Below are 19,308 nucleotides of genomic sequence, written 5' to 3'. Positions count from 1 at the left end.
GCGCTCAGTAGCGCGCATCTTTGGGTTTGGGATCGGTCGGCCAGTCCTTCTCCTTGCCGGCGAAATCGGGGCGCGGCATGTGGGTGAAGTATTCTGAAACGTCGACCGCATCCTGATCCGAGAGACCACCCTGCCCCAGCGGGAACTTGCCATGGGCAGCGATCGGCATGTTCTGCTTGACGAATGCCGCTGCCTTGTAGGTCCGGGCCATACCCGCGCCGATGTTGAAGGAGCGATCTCCCCAGAGCGGCGGATAGACGACCCGGCCCGCAGCATCGGTCAGCCCTTCACCCTCCGCGCCATGACAGGCCGCGCATTGCGCCACGTAGATCTCCTTGCCGCGCACCGGATCGGGGATCAGTGAGGTATCAACCTTGCCGATGCCACGACCCTCGACCTTATCCTCGGGCTTGGTCTCGCCTTTCATCCAGTCATAATAGGCAAGAAAGGCCTTCATCGCCTCGCCGTCCTTAGCGATCGGTTTACCGTTCATCGAACGCTGGAAGCAGCCGTTGATGCGTTCCTCCATGCCGATCACCTTGCCCGGACGTGGCATATAGGTCGGGAAAAAGGCCGTCACGCCGACATAGGGCGAGCCATCCGCCACCGTGCCCGCATTCAGGTGGCATGAGGTGCAGTTCAGATCGTTGCCCACATTCTCGGGCAGCAGGTCACGGGTCTCGGCATTCAACCGCATCCCGTAGATGAGCTGATCGGGGTTCGGCTCGGCCAGCATCGAGGCCAGCCGTGGCGTTTCGAAGGTGGTCTGTTCGAAGGTCGGACCGATCGCCTTGCGGGCCTTGGCCACCATCTCGGCCGAAACCGGCGCGGCACCCTGTCCAAACTCAGCACGCACGAAGCTCAGGATCTCGGCGATTTCCTGATCCGAAAGCTGGGCGAACCCGGGCATGACGAAGGCGCGCGGGTGTTCCGCAGTTACCGCCGTCTGCCCACCGGTCAGCGTGATGTGCACCAGCGTCGCTGGATCGTCGGCCGAAATCGTGTGGTTGCCACCGAAGGGCGGGAAGACCTCGGGAACGCCTTGTCCGTTCGGGCGGTGGCAATCCGAGCAAAACTGCATGTAGCCCAGCCCGCCCGATGTGGTCCAGGTCGTCTCGGGCACCACCGCGGCGATCACATCCTCGGGGCTTTCGACCTGATCGGGGCGGTCCTCGGGCAACGATTTCATGTAGATCGCCATCGCCGTCAGGTCGGCATCGGTGAAGTGCTGCGTCGAATGCGAAATCACGTCAACCATGCTGCCCGATACGGTGGCGAAGCGGTTCTGCCCGGTTTTCAGCAGGCGCACCATGTCCGACACGGTCCACAGATTGCGAAGGTTGACCGCGTTCCAGTTCTCGACCCGCTCGCCGGAGAGGAACTGATCCCCCTTCGGCCCGGTGCCGTCCATCGTCACCTCCTGAAAGCCGATGCCGCGCGGCGTATGGCAGGCGCCGCAGTGGCCCAGCCCCTGCACCAGATAGGCGCCGCGATTCCAGACCGCATCCTTGGTCGGATCGGGGGTGAAGGGTTCCGCGTTGAGGAACGCGGCGTTCCAGAACGACAGCCCCCAGCGCTGGTTGAACGGAAAGCCGAGGTCGGTTTGCGGGTTTTCCTGTTTAACCGGCGCCAGCCCCTGACTCACATAGGCCCAAAGCGCGCCCATGTCCTCGGCCGTCATCTTGGCATAGGATGGATAAGGCATCGCGGGATAGAGTCGGTGGTTGTCGGCCGCTACGCCCATCCGCATCGCGCGGTCGAACTCACCAAAGCTCCAGCCGCCAATCCCGGTCTCCGGGTCGGGCGTGATATTGGTCGAATAGATCGTGCCCATCGGGCTTTCGAGCGCGAGGCCACCGGCCATCTCGGCGCCCCCCTCGGCGGTGTGGCAGGCCACGCAATCTCCAAGTTCCGCGATATAGCGCCCGCGCGCGATCAGATCGGCGCTCGCCTCGCCCTCGAAGCCAGGCGATTGCTGCGTGACGGCGGGCGCGCGCATCAGCCAGAGCGCGCCCCCCCCGAGCAAGACCGCCAGAACACCGGCGGTTGCGACTATCCTTTTGCGGGTCTTGACCTGCATGGCCATGGCTCTCGTCCCATCTGTGCTGCTTCCTCGCGAGGCTAGAAGACAGGGAGCATCGGGACAATTCGGGAATAGCCCCGCCTGGGCTAGGGTTTACCCTAGTGGCGCCGTGCGATGTCCCTGAAGGGGCTACTCGCAAAGCCGGAAGCCGGTGCCAGCAGGGACCGAGTCGTCGATGTTCTCGATTTCGGTTACAACTTGAAGCTGTTCGAACCCGCGTCGATGTAATCGACGATGGTGGCAACAAGCGGCGCAACCCGATCCTCGATCAGATCGACCACCTGCCGCAGCGTGTCGCCCACGCGCAGATGCCCGGATCCACGGCGGCCCGATCAGGCCTTGTCGCGTGATCCCGCTGGTCGAATAGCGCAGCGCGACCGGGATTACCGCCGCCTTCAGGCACACTGCCGCTTGCCCCGCCGCCGCGGCTCGACAACCTTGCACCGCCTCATGAACCCTTCAGCACCATCCGCAATACAAGACCTCATCTGCTCACGCAGACCTTCTCACAGGCGAGTCTCGCGTCACGAACAGTTCAATTCGATAGGTTGGTGCCGCCGCCTCCCCTTTATCAATGCGTACCGCATATAAAAGGGGGCGTTTATCGCCCCCTTTCGCATCAAATCCCGCTTTTCGTGAATGAAGCGTTCAGCGCAAAAGCCCTTCTGTCAAAGCCACCCAGTAGGCTGCGCCCACCGGCAGAATATCCCGATCGAAGACGTAGTTCGGATGGTGAACGAACTCCGTCGGGCCGTTGCCGACAAAACAGTAGGTGCCCTTGCGTTGTTGCAGCATGAACGCGAAGTCCTCGGAGCCCAGATAGGTCGGCCCGTCCTCAAAAACATCCTGTTCGCCGAAGGCATCTCGGGCAATCTGAGCGGCCTGGCGGGTTTCCTCGGGATCGTTGACGAGTACCGCGCCGGGCTGGCCTTCCCGGATTTCCCAGGTGCAGCCAAATCCCTCGGCCTGGGTCTTGATCAACCGCCGGACATTGCCCAGAACCAGTTTCCGGTCTTCCGGCGTGGTGGTGCGGATCGAGAACCGCAGGATGGCGCTATGCGCGATCACGTTCCCCGCCGCACCGGCCTGGAACGCGCCGATGGTGACGACGGCGCTATGCGACGGTGCCACGTTCCGTGCCACGATGCTTTGCATCGCCATGACCAGCGACGATCCCGCCACAACCGGATCAATGGCATGCTCGGGAAATGCGCCGTGGCCGCCCTTGCCTGTGATCTCTACTTCCCAGTTGTCGACGGCGGCCATGGTGGCACCTTCGGTGAAATAAAGCTTGCCCTTTTCCAGACCGGGCATGTTGTGCATGCCGTAGACGGTGTCGACCGGGAAACGGTCGAAGAGCCCGTCTTCGATCATCGCCGGGCCACCCTCCATGGTTTCTTCGGCGGGCTGGAAGATGAAGCGCACCGTGCCGTTGAAGTTCTTGGTCTCCGAAAGGCGTTTCGCGGCCGCCAGAAGCATGGTGGTGTGGCCGTCATGGCCGCACAGATGCGACACGCCCTTGACCTCGGATTTGTAATCAAGGTCGTTCACTTCCTGGATCGGCAGCGCGTCGAAATCGGCGCGCAGTCCGATCACCTTATCGCCGTCTCCGACCTTGAGCGACCCGACGATGCCGTATTTTCCGACGCCGGTTTCGACCTCGACCCCGTCGAAACCTTTGAGGGTTTCGGCGATGAAGGCGGCGGTCTTTTCCTCCTTCATCGACAGTTCGGGGTTCCGGTGCATATGGGTAAACCACTCATTCATGAGGGCTTTGTCTTTTTCGAGATCTTTCACGATGGCGTTCATGTCGAGTTCTCCAGTTTTAGGGTGGGGCCGCCGGCATTCCCGCCGACGGCCGAAGGGGTCAAGCACGCTCTTCAGGTTTGCCTTTGGGAACCGTCAGCATGATCGACATGATGGCGACACCGACCAGTATCAGGTTGAACAGCAGCGCAATCATTGCCGCCTGGCGGATGGCAACGTTGTCCTGACGTCCGACAAAGGTGATCACGCCTTCGAGCCAGAGAATGTTGTCGCCGGCGCTCAGCGCGGTGAAGATCGCGGCCGAGATCGCAACCCCGAAGGACGCACCCAGCGACGAGGCCATCTTGTAGATGCCCGCCCCGGCACCAGCCTGATCGGCGGGAAGGTTGGACAGGGCTGCGTCCGTCGAAGGCGTGGCGTAGAAACCCAAGCCCAGACCAAAGACGGCGTAGGAGACAATTGCGAGCATCTTATAGGTGCCCAGCATGGTTTCCGTCGGCAGCAGCAGCGCGATGGACAGGCCCACGATCAAACTACCCCAGATCATCGGTTTACGAGCGCCAAACCGCTGCAACAGCTTTTCCCCGACGCGGATGAAGAGAACGATCGTGATTGCATAACCGATGGTCAGCAGGCCGGCCTGTTGGGCCGAGAGGTTGCCGCCAAGTTGCAGCAGAAGCATTGAGACGATCAGCATCCCGGCGGTGCCATTCAGCAGAAAGTTCGAGATCGTTGCGCCCGTGTAGGTGGTGTTCTTGAACAGCGTGAAGTTCACGAACGGATTGGCGACCGAGTTCTCGGTGCGGATGAACAGCCAGCCAAAAACCACGGCGACAGCTGCGAGGCCAAGGGTCAGCGGGCTCGACCAGCCGATCTTGGAACCCTGGGTTGCGACAACCTGCAGGGCAACCATGGCAATCATGAAGAAGGCCACGCCCTTGCCATCAAACTTGAAGGACCCCTTGGTCTCGGCTTTACTTTCGGGCGTTCCGCGCACCATCAGCATGCCCACCAGCGACACGACCGCAGAGATGATGAAAATATAGCGCCATCCGACGTTCTGAGCCATGAGGCCACCAAAAAGCGCGGCAAAGCCCGAGCCGCCCCACGACCCCATGGACCACAGCGAAACGGCGCGTTGACGGCCTGCCCCGTCCCAGTAGGTTTTCACCAGCGCCAGCGAAGCCGGCATGATGAACGCACCCGAAAAGCCCTGAAAGATCCGGCCGAGCATCAGGAACACCGATCCCATCGCGCCGCTTGGGGCCAAGCCGACCAGCAGAGAGCCAATGATGCTGAAAATGAAGCCCCACAAGACGACCTTGACACGACCGATACGGTCAGCGAGCCCGCCCATGACGACGATAAAGATCCCCGAGAAAAGCGCGGTGATCGAGACCGCGATATTCATGACGCTTTGCTCAAGCCCGAGGTCAGCCGCCATCGTGGGAGAGATGTTGAGTGTGGTCTGGGCGAACAGCCAGAAGGCCAGAACGCCCAGGATGATACCGAAGAGAAGCTTGTCGTTCCCTTGGTAGGTGGTCGACGATGTGTCAGACATTTGCTTGATCCCGATAGGGTCAGTCGGTCCGGGCGGGCCATTCAGCCCCCGGCCTTCCGAAGTGGCGAATAGGTTTTGTGCGTTTGGCGTGAACGACATCTTCACCCTTAACATTGATCTACGTCAATCAAATCAAAAATATTGTCATTTGCAACCGTTGCAACATGAAACCTTTTTGTGATATTGGTTGAAGACGGCTTCGGGGGCGACGCCGGCGCATCAAACTTTCGCAGGGACCGTTTGTTTCATAGTTGTTCACAGGCACCGATATGCGCGACTTTCCGACCACGAATCGATGTCCGCCTGCGGCAGCAGAGGTCGTCCCATCAAGCCCGAGCCACAGGAAAGGACGGAGCGACGAATGTCGACTTTGACGAAAGACTCGGACAGGATCACCTATCGGTTGAACCTGTTGACGAAAATGACCATCGAAGCCAACGATCACATCTTTCGCGACAAGACAGGCCTGTCGATCCTTGAAATCAGAATATTGCGGCTGGTAGACGACAACCCCGGCATTACCTTCGTGGAGTTGAACAAGCTCGCACATCTCGAGCGGTCAAAGACGTCACGACTGATCCAAAGCCTCGTGAAGGCCGGGCTTCTGGAACGGGTGAACGACAGCTGCGACGCGCGCCGTTTCGCGCTTTATTGCACGGCAGCGGGCAGCGCGTTGCGCAACCGCGCAAGGTCGCTGGCCGACGGCCTGGAAAACATCCTGTTTCAGGCCTTCACGGCGGAACAGCGCTCGGCTTTCGAGGCGCAGCTCGGAGGCCTCTTGGACTGGGTTCACTCAAACGCTTACAGCGACGCCCTGGCCGATTGGGAGAAATCCTGTGATGGCCATTGACCCGAAACAACACGTGCAGGCCACGCGAACCGATGGCCCGAAAGCCGGATGACATGCCGATGACCCAATATTTGATTCTGTTCGATTATATCGGCGTCGTGCTGTTTGCCGCGACGGGCGCGTTGACCGCATCGCGTCGGCAACTCGACATCATGGGCTTCATCTTCCTCGCCAATCTGACCGGAATCGGTGGTGGATCGGTGCGCGACGTTGTCCTGAACCAGCCGGTCTTCTGGGTCGATCAACCGCTCTACCTGGCCATCTGCATTGCAACGGCGGTGTTCGTCTATGGCACGGCGCATTTCCTCGAATCCCGATACAAGGTTTTGTTATGGCTGGATGCCTGCGCACTTGCCTTGTTTGCCGTCTTTGGCGCCCACAAGGGCTTCCTTTTGACTGGCTCTCCGATCGTGGCGATCTTGACCGGGGCGATGACCGCCACGCTTGGCGGTATCCTGCGTGATGTTCTGGCCGGTGAGCCGAATGCCGTCACGCGAGAAGAAATCTATGTCTCTGCGGCCGTCGCGGGGGCGGCCGTGTATGTCGGGTTGCGCCTGATGGATGTGCAAGTGCTTCTGGCGGCCTTCGCGGGCGGCTTCGTGGCGTTCGGATTGCGCGCCGGTGCTCTGGCGTTGGGCTGGACCCTCCCGCGCTACCATCCGCGCCCAGGACGCCCACCAGATTCCCCATGACGCCTTGATGGCACCATTCGCGCGGCCTGTTGCCTCAAAAATGGCACCCCCCGACGGCATCGATGTGTCAAAGTGGGGCTGGAATGATTTGTCCGTCATCCAATTCTGCTGAACAGGCGGCGCGATTTGGGACTGCGGGGATCCGGCTCCACTGCATGATGCCATGCAGCTTGCCAAACATGCCCCTTGCCCGGAACTTTTCAAATACCGCCATTCAAGGAGTCACCATGCACGGGGCAAACCGGCGATGAGGTGCGATCGCGATCAGCCGCAGGGCCCAACCCGCCGCGAGGCCGCGCGCCATCTGCTGCATCGCGACCAATGGCGAGACAGCCTGGTGGTCTCGGCCCAACCCTCTTTGCGCAATTCGGCGCTGGCAGGATTTCAGGCGGCGCTGGCGGGCGCTATCGCTTTGCCGCTCTTCTGGGTATCTCCCTGGCCGGAGCTGATCGGATTTGCCGCGCTAGGAGCGCTCCCGGCGCTCTTCGGGCGCTTCGCGCCGACGCAAACCCGACAACGTATCGTGCTGCATTGCGCGATTTGGCAGGTATTCGCGGTAGCAGCAATATCGGGGGCGGCCTGGGCAGGGGCCAGCTATGTGTCCCAACTAATACTCCTCGCGATGTCCTGCGGCATCTTCCTGTTTGTCAGCGTGACCGGTCGTTTCGGCGCGCCGGGACCGCTGATCTTCGTCTTTGCCGCGGGTGCCTCGATGGCGGCGCCGGGCCTGAGCGGAGCGGATCTGGCCGGGCGGGTTCTGGCAACTGGCGTGGTCGCGGGGCTGGCTTGGGCGATCTGTGCGGCAAGCGAGGCGCTACGCCATGTCCCCTCGCCCGCCCGGCCCCTGCCGGTCGAACCCGACCGGCCGCTAAGCTCGCCGCTGATGGCGGGGCTGCGCAGCATGATCGGCGCTGGCATCGCCATGTTTCTCAGCCAGGGGTTCGGCGCGGATCACCCGGCCTGGGCGGCGATGGGTGCACTGGCTGTGATGCAAGGGACACATCTGCACATCTCGATGAACCGTGCCTTGCAGCGGATGGCCGGCACGGTGGTGGGCGCAGTGCTGGCCTGGATCGTGCTTGTGCAGGACCCAGGCGTCTGGACGGTGATCGGTTCTATCGTGCTGTTGCAGATTGCCACCGAAATCGTCATCGGCTTCAACTATGCCTTCGGACAGATGCTCGTGACCCCGATGGCCTTGCTGATGACCCATCTGGCGGCACCGCATGGCGCGGGACCTGCCATGGCACCGGAACGCGCGCTCGACACGCTTCTGGGCGCGGGCATTGGGATCGCGGTGACGCTGCTGCTGTCCACCCTTGACGATCGCAGGATTCTGGCTGAGATGCGCGAGGCCAATCAGGATCCGAGATAGGCTTGGAATTCCTCGCCGTATTCAACTCCTTGCCGCTTTAGCTGCATCAGATCACGAACAAGGGTGCGGTCAGAAATCCGCTCACATACCCGGCCTTGAGCAACTGTTTTCTGGTCCGTTGCATCGCTGCAGCACGCCTCTGCTGTCGGCATATTTTCTTCCAGGCCACGCGGATCAGCCCCGCGGAACTGGAGCGCCGCCTTCGGGCCCTTGATTTCGACCAAGTGAAATATCTGACCGCTGGCAACCCTTCGATCTCGAAGAGCGAGCTGATCGAGATCTACGATGCCGCGTTCGGAGAGGCCGATTGCTGCCCGTCGACCAGCAGTCCCGCCAGCGCACGCGGGCCGCAGCGGCCCCGGGGGCCTTCAGGCGCCAAAAACAGGACCCCGAAGGCGCGCCGCCCGGCCGCTTAGACGCTGAGCCGGGCAAGGGACCGGGTTCTGCACGTCTTGCCCCGCGAGTAGCCTTCTACCCAGCGGCCCCGATGCCGCCTGCGGAGGTGGTGGTGGAGCCACCGACAGGGGCACCCTCTCCCACGTTGCGGCCGGTTTTCCCGGCCCTCCCGCAGGAGCCTGTCAGGACTGCGAGACAAAACCTGATCGGGCCTCTTCGCCTTCGCGCGCGCGCCGGATGACGCGCGACCGAAGGCGAAGACCCCGACACTGGTGAATTCGGGGTTGCGGGTCGTTTCCTCTCAACCCTGGAGTTTTCCATGCTCGACACCACCGACCCGCGCGGCGGCGCAGACACGCGTTCCGGCGCGCGCCCGACCCGAGAGCCGCGCCCCGGCGCGATTGTGGCCTTTCGCTTCCCGATGGAAGTTGGCCCCGACACGGCCCGGCCTTGCCTCGTTCTTGAGGTCGCCTTCCACGCCGGGAAGCGCTTCGTGACGCTCGCCCCCGGCATCTCCCAGCTGCCCGGCCGCCGGCGCGGACCCTTCGATCTGAAAATAACCCCTTCGGCGGCAATGCAGGGCGGCGTCTTGACCGGACCGACCGTCTTCCTCGGGGCGAAACGGCTCATCGTCTCAGATCGCAACAGCCGCTTTGCCCGCAGCCCGGATGTCGGCGCGCCGGTGCTCGGCTGGCTGACGCCGGAGGCGATGAACCGGCTGCAGGCCCTGCGCCGGCGGATCCGGGACGCCGTCCGCTGCGCGCAAGGGCGGGCCTGAAGATCGCTCCGGGTGGCGGCTTGCGGTTGCGCGCCACCCGGACCGAGCTTCGGCAGCCGCATGAGGGGGATGTGATGAGCACCCCCAGAAAGCCGGGCGACCACCCTGCCCTCCTCTCCCCCCAACCTGCATCGAAAGGACATCCGATGTATCCCATGACGTATCCGACCCAGAACAACCACCGCCTCGTTCTGCTCAGGCGTCCCAGTCCACCTTCACCTTGCGCCAGGCGCGGCTGACCACGTCCTTGCTAACAGCTCCCTCAAACAGCCCGAACAGCGCCCGCTTCACGCGCCGCGTGTTGGTGCCGGCGAGATAGACCGCGGCGATCAGGGCCTCGGCCTTCTTTGTCAGCCGCAGATAACGGGGCAGCGCCTTCGAGCGCCATTCCGTTACCTTGCCTGCGTCGCCCTCGATCCGGGCGCGCGGCACCCGCACCGTTTCCGTCCCGAAGGTGCCGGTGAGTTGCCGTTCGCGGTGCCCGTGGCGATAGCCTTTCGCCGGGCCGTCGCCCCGATCGTAGCAGAGGCGACCAAGAAAGCTGGCAAGCTCTTCCTCGAAAACCGCTTCGATGGTTGCGCGGACGTTGGTCCGCAGCCGCCCCTCGATCGGGTCGAACCCGGCCTCCCCGGCCAGTAGCGCAAAGCTCGCAGTGTCGGTAATCTGGTTCATGACGTGATCTCCCTGGCGGTTGCCGCCGCCGGTTGGGTGGGTGGATGTTCACCCGGAGATTACGCCGCCTGCAAATTTCCACCAACTTCGCGACACGACCCCTTGGGCGCGCGGAATACGCGTGACAAACATATCTTTTTTCGATATCTATTTGCCAGTTCAATACGAAATGGCAATAATTTGCTTACGCTGAAACACTACGAATTGTTGATCGCCCTGGCCGAAGAGCTTCACTTCGGACGTGCCGCGGCGCGGCTGTCGATTTCGCAGCCCCAGTTGACACTGCAATTGCAGCAGATGGAAGAAATTGTTGGCACCCTTCTGTTCGAACGCACACGGCGCAGGGTCGCGCTGACGCCCGCCGGTGCGATGATCCTGCCCGAGGCGCGGGCGGTTCTGCGCCATGCCCACCGGGCCGAGGATGTGGCGCTGCGCGCGGGCAAGGGGCAGCTGGGCGAACTGGCCATCGGCTATATCGGGGCGGCCGCCTATAATGGTGTGCTGACGCGGATGCTGCGGAATTTCCGGGAAAAGGCGGCGCAGGTCGATCTGAAACTGGTGCTGATGGACCTTGATCGCCAGATCCCCGAAATTGCCGCCGGAAACCTGGATGTCGGCATTGTCCGCCTGCCTTTCCCCGACATGCCCGAAAACGTGATCGCCGTGCCGCTGTGCCGCGAGGAACTGTGGGCCGCGCTGCCAACGTCCCATCCGCTGGCCGGGCGCAGCACCATCACGCTGAAGGACCTGGAGGGCAGCGAGTTCATCGCAACCCACCTGCCGACGCATGTGGGGTTTTCCGCGGCCATGCATGCGGCCTGCCTTGAGGCGGGCATTTCGCCGGACATCCGTTTCCGCTCGCCGCAATTCGCCTCGATCGTCAGCCTGGTTGCGGCGGGGCTGGGCGTGGCGATCGTGCCAAAGGCCATCAGCTGCGTGCAGCTGGACGGCGTGACCTACAAGCCGCTGGCGGGCACCACGGCACGGGCGGACATCTCGCTCGTCTATCATGCCGAACGAATGACCCCGCCGCTGCAGACCTTCCTGTCCTGCATCGACACATCTGAAACCTGACGGACCCCAAGATGACACAAGAACAGTTCACCGCATTCCGCGGCATCCATCACGGCTATCGCCCGGCGGCGGCGGGACAGCCCGTCGTGGTCTTTGCCAATTCGCTGGGCACCGACCTGCGGGTCTGGGACCGGGTGGTGGCCCGCCTGCCCGAAGGCTGGGGCATCCTGCGCCATGACAAGCGCGGCCACGGGCTAAGCACCGCCCTGCCCGGCCAAAGCATTGAAACGATGGCCGCCGATCTGGAAACGCTGCTGGACCATTACGCCATTTCCCGCTTTGCCGGGGTCGGGCTTTCGGTGGGCGGGCTGATCATGCAGGCACTGGTGCAGCGCAGGCCCGGGGCGATGACGCATCTGGTGCTGGCCGATACCGCCGCCAAGATCGGCACGCCGGACATCTGGAACCCGCGGATCGACGCGGTGCTGAAGGACGGGATCGCCAGCATTTCAGACATGATCCTGCAGCGCTGGTTCGCGCCGGGGTATCAGGACACCGAAGATTTCGCGATGTGGCGGGCGATGCTGGAACGCACCCCCGCGCAGGGCTATGCCGATGTCTGCGCCGCGATCCGCGACGCCGATTATACCGCCGCCCTGCCCCGCATCACCCCGCCCACGCTGGTCATCGCCGGGGCCGAGGATTGTTCCACCCCGCCCACGCTGGTGCAGGCCACGGCCGCGCAGATCCCCGGCGCGCGCTATGTCGAAATCGCCAATGCGGGCCACATGCCCTGTGTGGAACAGCCCGACGTTTTCGCCGGGCTGCTGATCGAACATCTGGGATAAGGGAAAGGGGCGTTGCGTCAGCCGACGGTGACGCCCCCGCAAACAAACAGCGTCTGTCCGGTGACAAAGCCCGCCTCGGGCGCGCAGAAGAAGGACACCGCATTGGCGACATCCTCGCCCGTGCCCAGGCGCTTGACCGGAACCTTGGAAATGATGTCGCGCGTCAGCGGCGCGTCGGGGGGATTGTTCTTCCAGAAGGCGTCGGTCGCGATCGGGCCGGGGGCCACGCAATTCACGGTAATGCCGTGCGGCCCCAGTTCAAGCGCCCAGGTCCGCGCCATCGACTGCGCCGCGCCCTTGGTCGCGCTGTAAAGGCTGCGCAATTCCTTGCCCAGCGTCACGCGGCTGGTGTTCATCACGATCCGCCCGCCGCCTGCCGCCTTCATCGCGGGCAGGAACGCCTGCGCGCAGATCAGCGAGGGGCGCAGGTTCACATGCATCAGCCGGTCCAGATCCTCGGCGCGCACCTCCTCAAGCGGGGCGGGCGCGACGATACCGACATTGTTCACCAGACAGGTGACCGCATGGTCCGCCGCGACCTGCGCCGCGGCGGCGCGGGCCGCATCCAGATCGGACAGATCGACCTGAAGGAAGTGGTCGCAGGGCCCGTCCGGGTCAACAATGTCCAGAACGACGGTGCGGAACCCGTCCGCCGCCAGCCGCCGGGTGATCGCAGCCCCAATCCCCCGGCTGCCGCCGGTGATGACCGCGACGCCCCGCGCAAAGCCAGTCATGCATCACCCTCATGGATCGAGGACGGATGCCGACACAGCGGCTTTACCGAAATGTCCATATAGGGATAGAGCGGCAGGCCCGTCAGCACCTCATGCAGGTGGGTGTTGTCGCGGCAATCAAAGATCGACAGGTTCGCATAGGCCCCCGCCACCCGCCAGATGTGACGCCAGATGCCCGCGCGTTGCAGATCCTGCGAATAGGTCTTTTCGCGCGCCTTCAGATCGGCGGCGATTTCGGGGTCCATGTCCTGCGGAATGCGGACGATCATTTCCACCTGATACAGCATCTCAGCCCTCCGTCAGGGTGTTTTGTCCGGCCAGATAGGCCTTGCGCCAGCGGGTGATGAACACCCGCTGAAACAGATCGCCTTGCGCGAAAGGATCGGCGGCGATAAAGGCCTCGGCCTCGGAACGGGTTTCGACATCCAGCAGGTAAAGCCCGCCGCTGGCCACATCGCCCGTATCCGAAAGCTTTGCCCCGCAGGCCAGCAAAAGGGCCTTGTTCGCCTCAAGATAGTCCAGATGCGCGGGGCGAAGTTGGCTGCGCAATTCTGCGCAGCCGGGTTTGTCATAGGTTTCCACCATAAAGGGCATGTGTCATCAAACCCCGATGAAGCCCCAGATCGCGACCGCCGCCCCGTAAATGACGCCCAGGTAGAACAGCACCAGCACCATATAGCCCATGATGTCGCGCAGCTTCAGCCCCGAGATCGCCAGCGCCGGCAAAAGCCAGAACGGCTGCACCATGTTGGTCCACTGGTCGCCGATCTGCACCGCGATCGCCGTGGCCGGAACCGAGGCGCCCAGCTGGGCCGCGGCCTCCATCATCACCGGGCCCTGGATGACCCACTGGCCACCGCCCGAGGGCACGAAGATGTTGATCAACCCCGACGAGATGAACGACCAGATCGGCAGCGTTTCGGCCGAGGAAATCGCCACGAACCAGCCCGCGAAGGTCACGATCAGGCCCGAACCCGACAGGATGCCAAGGATACCGGCGTAGAACGGATACTGGATGATGATGTTGCCCACGATCCGCGCGCCATCGCTTAGCGTCGCCAGAAAGCGGTTCGGCGTGACGAACAGCAGGATACCCAGGAACACGAACAGCGTGTTGACCAGGTTCAGCGTGATCCCGCCGCCATCGCTCAGATACAGCGCGCAATAGAGCAGGCCGAACAGGCCGACGCCCACGCCGATCACCGGGCTGTTGTTCAGCCGGTCGGCAAAGGTGGGCGCATGGGTTTCAACCTCGGGCGCGGCAACGGGGGCTTCGGGCTTGGCCTCAATGATCGGCTGGCCGGCCTTGGGGTGCAGCATCGCATTGAAGAAGGGCATGGTCACCACGATCAGCAGGCTGGTGATCAGCATGATCGGCGAGAAGATGGTATCCGACAGCGGCACCAGACCGATCTTTTCCTCAAGGAAGTGACCGGGGGTGTTCAGCAGCAGCGGCACCGAACCCGACAGCCCGATCCCGTAAAGCGCAAAGCCCGAATAGCCCGCGGCGATGACCAGCGGATAGTGCAGGCCCTTGACCTTCTGGCCCAGCTTCTGCGCGATCAGCGTGCCGATCACCAGGCCAAAGCCCCAGTTCACCCAGCTGCCCACGCCGCCGAACAGCGTGGCCGCGATGATCGCCGCGCGGGGCGTGTGAATGCCCGCCACGACCCAGTTCATCAGCCGGTCAACCACCGGCGTCTTGGCCAGAATATAGCCCGCCAGCAAGATCACCGTCATCTGCATCGAGAACGCCAGCAGTTCCCAGAACCCCTTGCCCCAATAACGGGTCGCATCAAGGAAGCCGGTGCCCTGCCAGACCATGGCGAACACCAAGGTCAGCGCGGTCAGCAGGACCGCCACGACCAGCGGGTCGGGCATGTAGCGGTTCACGATCCGCGTGAAGAAATTTGCAAGTCCGTTCACTTTTTCCTCCTGCCGGCGACGTCCGTGGACAGTCCCGGCCCCCTCGTTTCACTTATATTGAAGTGCTATAAAAAGTTCCGTATTATTTTGTCAATGTATATGAGAATGCCGGGGTGGAACATGACGATGCGGGTTGCGATCATTGGGGCCGGGGTCATGGGACAGCGCATCGCCGCGCATTTTATGGCCGCCGGATTTGCCGTCGGCCTGATTGATCCGAACAGCCAAGCACTTGAAATCGCTTCCGATTTCATGGCCCGCACGGGGCAAGACAGATCGCGCCTGACCCTGGCCCCGGCGCTGTCCGATCTGGCACCGGACTGGCGCGACACGCCCCTGGTGATCGAGGCGGTCCCGGAAAACCTCGCGCTGAAGCACCGCGTCTTGCGCGACATCGAGGCGGCCGTATCGGATCAGACGATCATCGCGTCGAACACCTCGGGGCTGATGAGTCGCGATCTTTGCGCCGGGATGCGCCACCCCGAACGCCTGGTCATCGCGCATTTCTTCAACCCCGCCGATGTCATCCCCGTGGTCGAGGTGATCGGCGGCCCGCAGACGCCCGCGGCCACCACTGCCCGGCTGGCCGACATCCTGCGCCAAAGCGGCAAGGTGCCCGCGGTCCTGAAGATCGAGGTGCCCGGCTTTGTCGCCAACCGCATCCAGCATGCGATGATGCGCGAATGTTTCCACCTGGTCGAAACCGGCGTGGCCGACGCGGCGACGATCGACGCGATCGTGCAGCACAGTCTGGGCGTGCGGCTGGCGCTGATCGGGCCGTTCCTGCAACGCGATCTGAACGGGCTGGATACCCATCTGAACATCGCGTCCTACCTTTACCCCCAGCTTGCCACCGACGCCACGCCGCCCGCCGCGCTTCGGTCGCTTGTGGACAACGGCGCGCTGGGGCGTAAAAGCGGCAAAGGTTTTTATGACTGGGACAGCGCCCTGAACCAGCGGGCCGAGGCGCTGGAACAGGCCCTGCGCCAGGTGATCGCGATTGGTGCCACGGCGCCGCCCAACGACAAGGAGGCATGAATGCCGGACTGGATCAACCGCCCCGAAAAATCCAACTGGGGTGATTTCGGGCGCGACGATCAACTGGGCACGCTGAACCATATCGGCCCGACCGAGCGTCTGGCAGGTGCCGCAGAAATCCGCGAAGGCCGGGCCTTCTGCCTGTCCCTGCCACTGGATATTCCCGGCGCGCTGACGCTGAACCCCCGGCGCAAGCCGCCGCGTCTGGCCCCCACCTTTCTGGGCGACACGGCCTATGTGAACTATCCGCTGGCCAAGGTCGATCCGCTGCTGCGCGACGTTCTCAGCGACGATCAGGTGGTGCTCAGCACGCAATATTCCACGCAATGGGATTCGCTGGCCCATGTCGGCGCGCTGTTCGATGCCGATGGCGATGGCGTGGCCGAGCGGGTCTATTACAACGGCTTCCGCGCCGATCATGATGTTCTGGGCCAGGAACCGGGCAGCCCTCACGGATCCTTTGCCCGCAAGCTATCGGTCAGCGAGATGGCGACAACCGGGGTGCAGGGCCGCGCGGTGCTGATCGATCTGGCCCGCCACTTCGGCACCGGGCGCACCATCGTGGGCCGGGCCGCGCTGGAACAGGCGATCGCCGCGCAGGGGGTCGAGATCCGCAAGGGCGACATCGTGCTGTTGCGCACCGGCTATGCCGAGGCGTTGCTGGACATGCAGCAGGCCCCCGACCCCGACCGTCTGGACCGCACCGGCGCGGTGCTGGACGGCCAGGATGAGGCGCTGCACGACTGGATCACCGAAACCCGCATCGCCGCCATCGCCGCCGACAATTACGCCGTCGAAAACCCGCATGGCGACCCGCACGCCTGCTGCCTGCGCCTGCCGCTGCACCACCATTGCCTGTTCAAGCTGGGAATGCCCCTGGCCGAGCTTTGGTATCTGAAGGATCTGGCCGAGGCACTGGCCACGCGCGACCGATCCGCCTGCTTCCTGACCGCGCCCCCCCTGCGCCTTCCCGGCGCGATCGGATCGCCCGTGACCCCGGTCGCGACGATCTGATCAGGAGGCTACAGCGTTTGGCGGGCACGGCGCGTTCCTCACGCCCGCGGCTGGGCGCCGACGCTGGCAACCACCTCGCGCAGGATCGTTGCACGAAGATCGGCGCGCGATAGCAGGCGGCACACCTCTGCCGCGCGGCGCGTCATGTTCCGGCATTCTTCGGGATGCGCCTCGGCCCAAGTGTAACGTTCGGTCAGATCGGAACAATCCTCGCGGAAGGGGATGTAATGTTCCCAAGGGCGGAAATGGCGCGAAGCAAAGGTTTCGAATGGTGTTTCCATCACGAACCCGACAGAGCCCGAGTTCATGACCCAATAAAAGCTTGACCCGACATCCAGCCCCCGCAGCACCGCGATATATTTGCAGCGCTGCATGTCCAGGCGCGTCAGGCGCGGGCGGCCCAAAGGCGCATGAAATGGCGTTTCTTCGATGATGTAGCCGTCGCCATCGACGAAACCGAAATCGAACCGCGGATCGCCTTGCACCCGGGTCAGGGCGTTGAAGCGGGGCAGGCCCGCCAGCTGCGATGCCAGCGTGGCATCGTTCATCCGGCCGTTCGCATGGCGCCGCAGCAGGCGTTTCAGCCGCAAACCCTCTTCCCGCGGGGTCGGGCCCATCACCCGTCCGCCGGTAATCCCGCGCCAGACGACCCGCGCGACCTTGTCTTCCCAGGCGACGGCATCGGGCCGCACATCGGCAAGGAACTGGTCGCCCCGCAAATCGTGATAGATCGGCAGCGGCCACAAGATGCGCTGATCATCTGCAGCCCGCCTGTTGAAACAGAAAACGGGCCAGCACGGCGCCCCCGGCTCCGCCAGGCTGCGCAGGCGGCGATCCTGCATATCGACAACAAAGCCGAAATCGGCGCCTGCCGCGTTGATCTGCGCAAGCGCAAGCTCGGCCTTGCCCGCCCGGTCAAGGGCCCGTGGATCAACCCGACGCAGGGTGCCATCGTCCAGCCGGACCACATCCGTGCCGCCCGGAAGCTGCGCAAGCGCGGACCCGCTTGCCCCCTGCAACGCGCGCAGCAACGCCGCTTGCGATTGCGCGACAGGGCCGGAAAACCCGCCGATCTGCATGGCAACGGAAGACCGGATAAAGTCAGCCTCGGTCATTGCGCCACCGCGTTGCACACGAAGGCATCCAGGCGCAGCGCAGATCCCCAGCAACAGTCGCCAGAACGATTTGGGGGTGGCGGCTCATGTCGAAACGCGCTTTGGTTCCGAAACCAGCGCGGGGTCAAGCGCAAGATGGCGGAACGGCTCAAAACCGCTGTCGATCATCGCGCGCGTGCTTTCAAAGGTGAAAAGTTCACCAAACCGCTGGGGTCCGAAGCTGTCCAGATCGAGGTCGGAAAACCGCGCGATGATGTCGTCGTAATTTTCCTGCAGCACGCGGTTTTGCGGGTCCAGCCCGCTGACCAGCACAAGCCCGGTCGGGGCCGCGTCCAGAACCCGGATCGTCAGGTCGGGCCGATAGTCCCGCAGGATCGGGATCAGCTTCCAGACATCGCCCGTCCAGGCACCCCTGGGCAGATTTTCCAGATCGCGCGTCGTCATCGCGGTCGTGAAGGGGCAACAATCATGCATCGCAATCACGCCATCGGGACGGCTGTGTGCCTCGGTATTCATGAAATCGCGCAAGAGGTATTCGAAAAGGTGCATACCATCAAGGAAGCTGAACGACAGCTGTATCCCAAGGCGCCCCAGGGCATCATCGGCAAAGAATTCGTCGCTGGTCGTCTGGCACAAAAGCAACGTGCGCTTGACGTTCATCACATGCCGACGCAGGCGAAAGTAGGGGTCCACCGCAATGGTTTTTCCCCGGACGGGCGCGAAACTGTCACCCTTGCGGCTGCCAATTTCCAGATACCAGTCGAACAGGATCGCTTCGTGAAGGTCACGAAAAAAATCAATATAATGAACACCTTCTGCCTTTGGCAGCATCACATTTCCCTCATTAACCCAATCAACACAACTGAATGCTACCGCAGGCTGCGCAATTTCCCGGTTCGCCACCCGCCATCAAGGGAAGTATCGGCGCACCCCAAAGCTGTCAATCCGGGGCAGGCGAAGGCTAGGGTGCGACAAGGCCCAGATGGTCACTATCGGTAAGGACGGGTGGCTTTTTCCCAACGAATAATTCCAGCAACCGCGATGCGGTGATCACGATTTGAAAAAGCTGTTCTCATCTAACTTCTGAAGCCAAGCGCTTCGTTCGTCCGCGACCTCGTCAAGGTAGATTCTGTGTTCGTGGCGAAACCTGTCCGCGAAATCATTATTCTTTCGCGTCCCTATCTTTTCATGCGAACTTTTAATTTCAATTTCTTCTGTCAGTTCCGGAAGACCTGCAAATCTGGAAAAATCAGAAAGAAAAAGTCGAGCATCTTTGCCCATCATCCTCTCGTAGGATATCCTGTAAGGCTTTACTCCGTGATCGGCTCTGTTGCACAAATCAGCTGATGGCCGAGGTTTTCCTTTCCCTGGACAGACTCATCCCACAGCTTCAGTGACGGGTATTCCGAGCGCTGTGAAGCCGTTCAGCACGGCGACGCGGATCT

The 19,308-nt window shown here is 62.8% G+C and carries 21 protein-coding genes and 1 pseudogene; 9 read left to right on the top strand and 13 right to left on the bottom strand.

Annotated features, from left to right (window positions below):
* Positions 1-4: 4 nt before the first annotated feature.
* The 3 genes from MXB90_RS14725 to MXB90_RS14715 all read right to left on the bottom strand — a co-directional run bounded on the left by MXB90_RS14725 (position 5) and on the right by MXB90_RS14715 (position 5,510).
* A complete protein-coding gene (locus tag MXB90_RS14725; RefSeq protein ID WP_250046147.1) occupies positions 5-2,086 on the bottom strand; it encodes a c-type cytochrome in 2,082 nt (693 codons plus the stop codon).
* A gap of 645 nt (positions 2,087-2,731) precedes the next feature.
* The gene (locus tag MXB90_RS14720) at positions 2,732-3,892 is read right to left on the bottom strand and encodes a M20 aminoacylase family protein (RefSeq protein ID WP_250046146.1); all 1,161 of its coding nucleotides are present in this window, start codon (positions 3,890-3,892) and stop codon (positions 2,732-2,734) included.
* 58 nt (positions 3,893-3,950) lie between these two features.
* Positions 3,951-5,510 (bottom strand): MFS transporter, encoded by a 1,560-nt coding sequence (locus tag MXB90_RS14715; RefSeq protein ID WP_250046145.1) that lies wholly within the window; start codon positions 5,508-5,510, stop codon positions 3,951-3,953.
* A gap of 262 nt (positions 5,511-5,772) precedes the next feature.
* Between MXB90_RS14715 and MXB90_RS14710 the strand changes: the two genes are divergently transcribed.
* Together MXB90_RS14710 and MXB90_RS14705 are read left to right on the top strand one after the other, a co-directional pair.
* A complete protein-coding gene (locus MXB90_RS14710) occupies positions 5,773-6,261 on the top strand; it encodes a MarR family winged helix-turn-helix transcriptional regulator (protein ID WP_250046144.1) in 489 nt (162 codons plus the stop codon).
* 32 nt (positions 6,262-6,293) lie between these two features.
* Positions 6,294-6,953 carry a trimeric intracellular cation channel family protein gene (locus tag MXB90_RS14705; RefSeq protein ID WP_250046143.1) on the top strand — a complete coding sequence of 220 codons (660 nt, stop codon included), beginning with the start codon at positions 6,294-6,296 and terminating at the stop codon, positions 6,951-6,953.
* A 67-nt stretch (positions 6,954-7,020) separates the two neighbouring features.
* Here the strand turns inward: MXB90_RS14705 and MXB90_RS14700 are convergent, their stop codons facing one another.
* On the bottom strand, positions 7,021-7,167 hold the full coding sequence (locus MXB90_RS14700; RefSeq protein ID WP_250046142.1) for a hypothetical protein: 147 nt from the start codon (positions 7,165-7,167) through the stop codon (positions 7,021-7,023).
* A gap of 33 nt (positions 7,168-7,200) precedes the next feature.
* Here MXB90_RS14700 and MXB90_RS14695 point away from each other — a divergent pair, with 33 nt between their 5' ends.
* On the top strand, positions 7,201-8,328 hold the full coding sequence (locus MXB90_RS14695; RefSeq protein ID WP_250046141.1) for an FUSC family protein: 1,128 nt from the start codon (positions 7,201-7,203) through the stop codon (positions 8,326-8,328).
* Here the strand turns inward: MXB90_RS14695 and MXB90_RS14690 are convergent.
* A complete protein-coding gene (locus MXB90_RS14690; RefSeq protein ID WP_250046140.1) occupies positions 8,313-8,552 on the bottom strand; it encodes a hypothetical protein in 240 nt (79 codons plus the stop codon). The genes MXB90_RS14695 and MXB90_RS14690 overlap by 16 nt on opposite strands.
* Positions 8,553-9,043: 491 nt before the next feature.
* Between MXB90_RS14690 and MXB90_RS14685 the strand changes: the two genes are divergently transcribed.
* A complete protein-coding gene (locus MXB90_RS14685; protein ID WP_250046139.1) occupies positions 9,044-9,502 on the top strand; it encodes a hypothetical protein in 459 nt (152 codons plus the stop codon).
* Positions 9,503-9,700: 198 nt separating this feature from the next.
* Here MXB90_RS14685 and MXB90_RS14680 read toward each other — a convergent pair.
* Positions 9,701-10,174 (bottom strand): annotated as a pseudogene (locus MXB90_RS14680) (transposase); the annotation flags it as partial.
* A gap of 180 nt (positions 10,175-10,354) precedes the next feature.
* Between MXB90_RS14680 and MXB90_RS14675 the strand changes: the two are divergent.
* Together MXB90_RS14675 and pcaD are read left to right on the top strand one after the other, a co-directional pair.
* Entirely contained in the window at positions 10,355-11,248 is an 894-nt protein-coding gene (locus tag MXB90_RS14675; RefSeq protein ID WP_250046138.1) for a LysR substrate-binding domain-containing protein, read from the top strand.
* Between the two features lie 11 nt (positions 11,249-11,259).
* Positions 11,260-12,036, top strand: a complete 777-nt coding sequence (pcaD, locus tag MXB90_RS14670) for a 3-oxoadipate enol-lactonase (RefSeq protein WP_250046137.1) — start codon at positions 11,260-11,262, stop codon at positions 12,034-12,036.
* A 17-nt stretch (positions 12,037-12,053) separates the two neighbouring features.
* On the opposite strand, the gene MXB90_RS14665 is transcribed toward pcaD, so the two are convergent.
* The 4 genes from MXB90_RS14665 to MXB90_RS14650 are packed head-to-tail and all read right to left on the bottom strand — an operon-like array spanning position 12,054 to position 14,696.
* The gene (locus MXB90_RS14665) at positions 12,054-12,770 is read right to left on the bottom strand and encodes an SDR family NAD(P)-dependent oxidoreductase (protein WP_250046136.1); all 717 of its coding nucleotides are present in this window, start codon (positions 12,768-12,770) and stop codon (positions 12,054-12,056) included.
* The gene (gene catC, locus MXB90_RS14660; protein ID WP_250046135.1) at positions 12,767-13,057 is read right to left on the bottom strand and encodes a muconolactone Delta-isomerase; all 291 of its coding nucleotides are present in this window, start codon (positions 13,055-13,057) and stop codon (positions 12,767-12,769) included. Before catC ends, MXB90_RS14665 begins: the two co-directional genes overlap by 4 nt.
* 1 nt (position 13,058) lies before the next feature.
* Positions 13,059-13,355, bottom strand: coding sequence for a YciI family protein (locus tag MXB90_RS14655; protein WP_284040855.1), 297 nt, complete (start codon positions 13,353-13,355; stop codon positions 13,059-13,061).
* A gap of 15 nt (positions 13,356-13,370) precedes the next feature.
* Positions 13,371-14,696 (bottom strand): short-chain fatty acid transporter, encoded by a 1,326-nt coding sequence (locus tag MXB90_RS14650; protein ID WP_250046133.1) that lies wholly within the window; start codon positions 14,694-14,696, stop codon positions 13,371-13,373.
* Positions 14,697-14,816: 120 nt separating this feature from the next.
* On the opposite strand from MXB90_RS14650, the gene MXB90_RS14645 reads away from it, so the two are divergent.
* Together MXB90_RS14645 and MXB90_RS14640 are read left to right on the top strand one after the other, a co-directional pair.
* Positions 14,817-15,734 (top strand): 3-hydroxyacyl-CoA dehydrogenase family protein, encoded by a 918-nt coding sequence (locus MXB90_RS14645; RefSeq protein ID WP_250046132.1) that lies wholly within the window; start codon positions 14,817-14,819, stop codon positions 15,732-15,734.
* A complete protein-coding gene (locus MXB90_RS14640) occupies positions 15,735-16,748 on the top strand; it encodes a cyclase family protein (RefSeq protein WP_250046131.1) in 1,014 nt (337 codons plus the stop codon).
* A gap of 38 nt (positions 16,749-16,786) precedes the next feature.
* Here the strand turns inward: MXB90_RS14640 and MXB90_RS14635 are convergent, their stop codons facing one another.
* A complete protein-coding gene (locus MXB90_RS14635; protein ID WP_250046130.1) occupies positions 16,787-17,863 on the bottom strand; it encodes a glycosyltransferase family 90 protein in 1,077 nt (358 codons plus the stop codon).
* Positions 17,864-17,947: 84 nt separating this feature from the next.
* On the bottom strand, positions 17,948-18,307 hold the full coding sequence (locus MXB90_RS14630; protein ID WP_250046129.1) for a hypothetical protein: 360 nt from the start codon (positions 18,305-18,307) through the stop codon (positions 17,948-17,950).
* A 24-nt stretch (positions 18,308-18,331) separates the two neighbouring features.
* Here MXB90_RS14630 and MXB90_RS17865 point away from each other — a divergent pair, with 24 nt between their 5' ends.
* Positions 18,332-18,862: a hypothetical protein gene (locus tag MXB90_RS17865; RefSeq protein WP_250046128.1), complete on the top strand. Its 531-nt coding sequence runs from the start codon at positions 18,332-18,334 to the stop codon at positions 18,860-18,862.
* Between the two features lie 51 nt (positions 18,863-18,913).
* Here MXB90_RS17865 and MXB90_RS14620 read toward each other — a convergent pair whose 3' ends face one another.
* The gene (locus MXB90_RS14620; protein ID WP_250046127.1) at positions 18,914-19,147 is read right to left on the bottom strand and encodes a hypothetical protein; all 234 of its coding nucleotides are present in this window, start codon (positions 19,145-19,147) and stop codon (positions 18,914-18,916) included.
* Positions 19,148-19,308: the final 161 nt, after the last annotated feature.

Source organism: Phaeovulum molybdatiresistens (assembly GCF_023544865.1).
Taxonomy (GTDB): domain Bacteria; phylum Pseudomonadota; class Alphaproteobacteria; order Rhodobacterales; family Rhodobacteraceae; genus Pontitalea.
Note: the sequence above shows the minus strand (reverse complement) of the source record. Positions and strands in the feature narration are given on the sequence as shown.

Bases quoted from the DNA above. Each gene is read 5' to 3' on its own strand.
- MXB90_RS14725 (WP_250046147.1), bottom strand. From the start codon at position 2,086: ATGGCCATGCAGGTCAAGACCCGCAAAAGGATAGTCGCAACCGCCGGT.
- MXB90_RS14720 (WP_250046146.1), bottom strand. From the start codon at position 3,892: ATGAACGCCATCGTGAAAGATCTCGAAAAAGACAAAGCCCTCATGAAT.
- MXB90_RS14715 (WP_250046145.1), bottom strand. From the start codon at position 5,510: ATGTCGTTCACGCCAAACGCACAAAACCTATTCGCCACTTCGGAAGGC.
- MXB90_RS14710 (WP_250046144.1), top strand. From the start codon at position 5,773: ATGTCGACTTTGACGAAAGACTCGGACAGGATCACCTATCGGTTGAAC.
- MXB90_RS14705 (WP_250046143.1), top strand. From the start codon at position 6,294: ATGGCCCGAAAGCCGGATGACATGCCGATGACCCAATATTTGATTCTG.
- MXB90_RS14700 (WP_250046142.1), bottom strand. From the start codon at position 7,167: ATGGCGGTATTTGAAAAGTTCCGGGCAAGGGGCATGTTTGGCAAGCTG.
- MXB90_RS14695 (WP_250046141.1), top strand. From the start codon at position 7,201: ATGAGGTGCGATCGCGATCAGCCGCAGGGCCCAACCCGCCGCGAGGCC.
- MXB90_RS14685 (WP_250046139.1), top strand. From the start codon at position 9,044: ATGCTCGACACCACCGACCCGCGCGGCGGCGCAGACACGCGTTCCGGC.
- pcaD (WP_250046137.1), top strand. From the start codon at position 11,260: ATGACACAAGAACAGTTCACCGCATTCCGCGGCATCCATCACGGCTAT.
- MXB90_RS14665 (WP_250046136.1), bottom strand. From the start codon at position 12,770: ATGACTGGCTTTGCGCGGGGCGTCGCGGTCATCACCGGCGGCAGCCGG.
- catC (WP_250046135.1), bottom strand. From the start codon at position 13,057: ATGCTGTATCAGGTGGAAATGATCGTCCGCATTCCGCAGGACATGGAC.
- MXB90_RS14655 (WP_284040855.1), bottom strand. From the start codon at position 13,355: ATGGTGGAAACCTATGACAAACCCGGCTGCGCAGAATTGCGCAGCCAA.
- MXB90_RS14645 (WP_250046132.1), top strand. From the start codon at position 14,817: ATGACGATGCGGGTTGCGATCATTGGGGCCGGGGTCATGGGACAGCGC.
- MXB90_RS14640 (WP_250046131.1), top strand. From the start codon at position 15,735: ATGCCGGACTGGATCAACCGCCCCGAAAAATCCAACTGGGGTGATTTC.
- MXB90_RS14635 (WP_250046130.1), bottom strand. From the start codon at position 17,863: ATGACCGAGGCTGACTTTATCCGGTCTTCCGTTGCCATGCAGATCGGC.
- MXB90_RS14630 (WP_250046129.1), bottom strand. From the start codon at position 18,307: ATGACGACGCGCGATCTGGAAAATCTGCCCAGGGGTGCCTGGACGGGC.
- MXB90_RS17865 (WP_250046128.1), top strand. From the start codon at position 18,332: ATGCATCGCAATCACGCCATCGGGACGGCTGTGTGCCTCGGTATTCAT.
- MXB90_RS14620 (WP_250046127.1), bottom strand. From the start codon at position 19,147: ATGATGGGCAAAGATGCTCGACTTTTTCTTTCTGATTTTTCCAGATTT.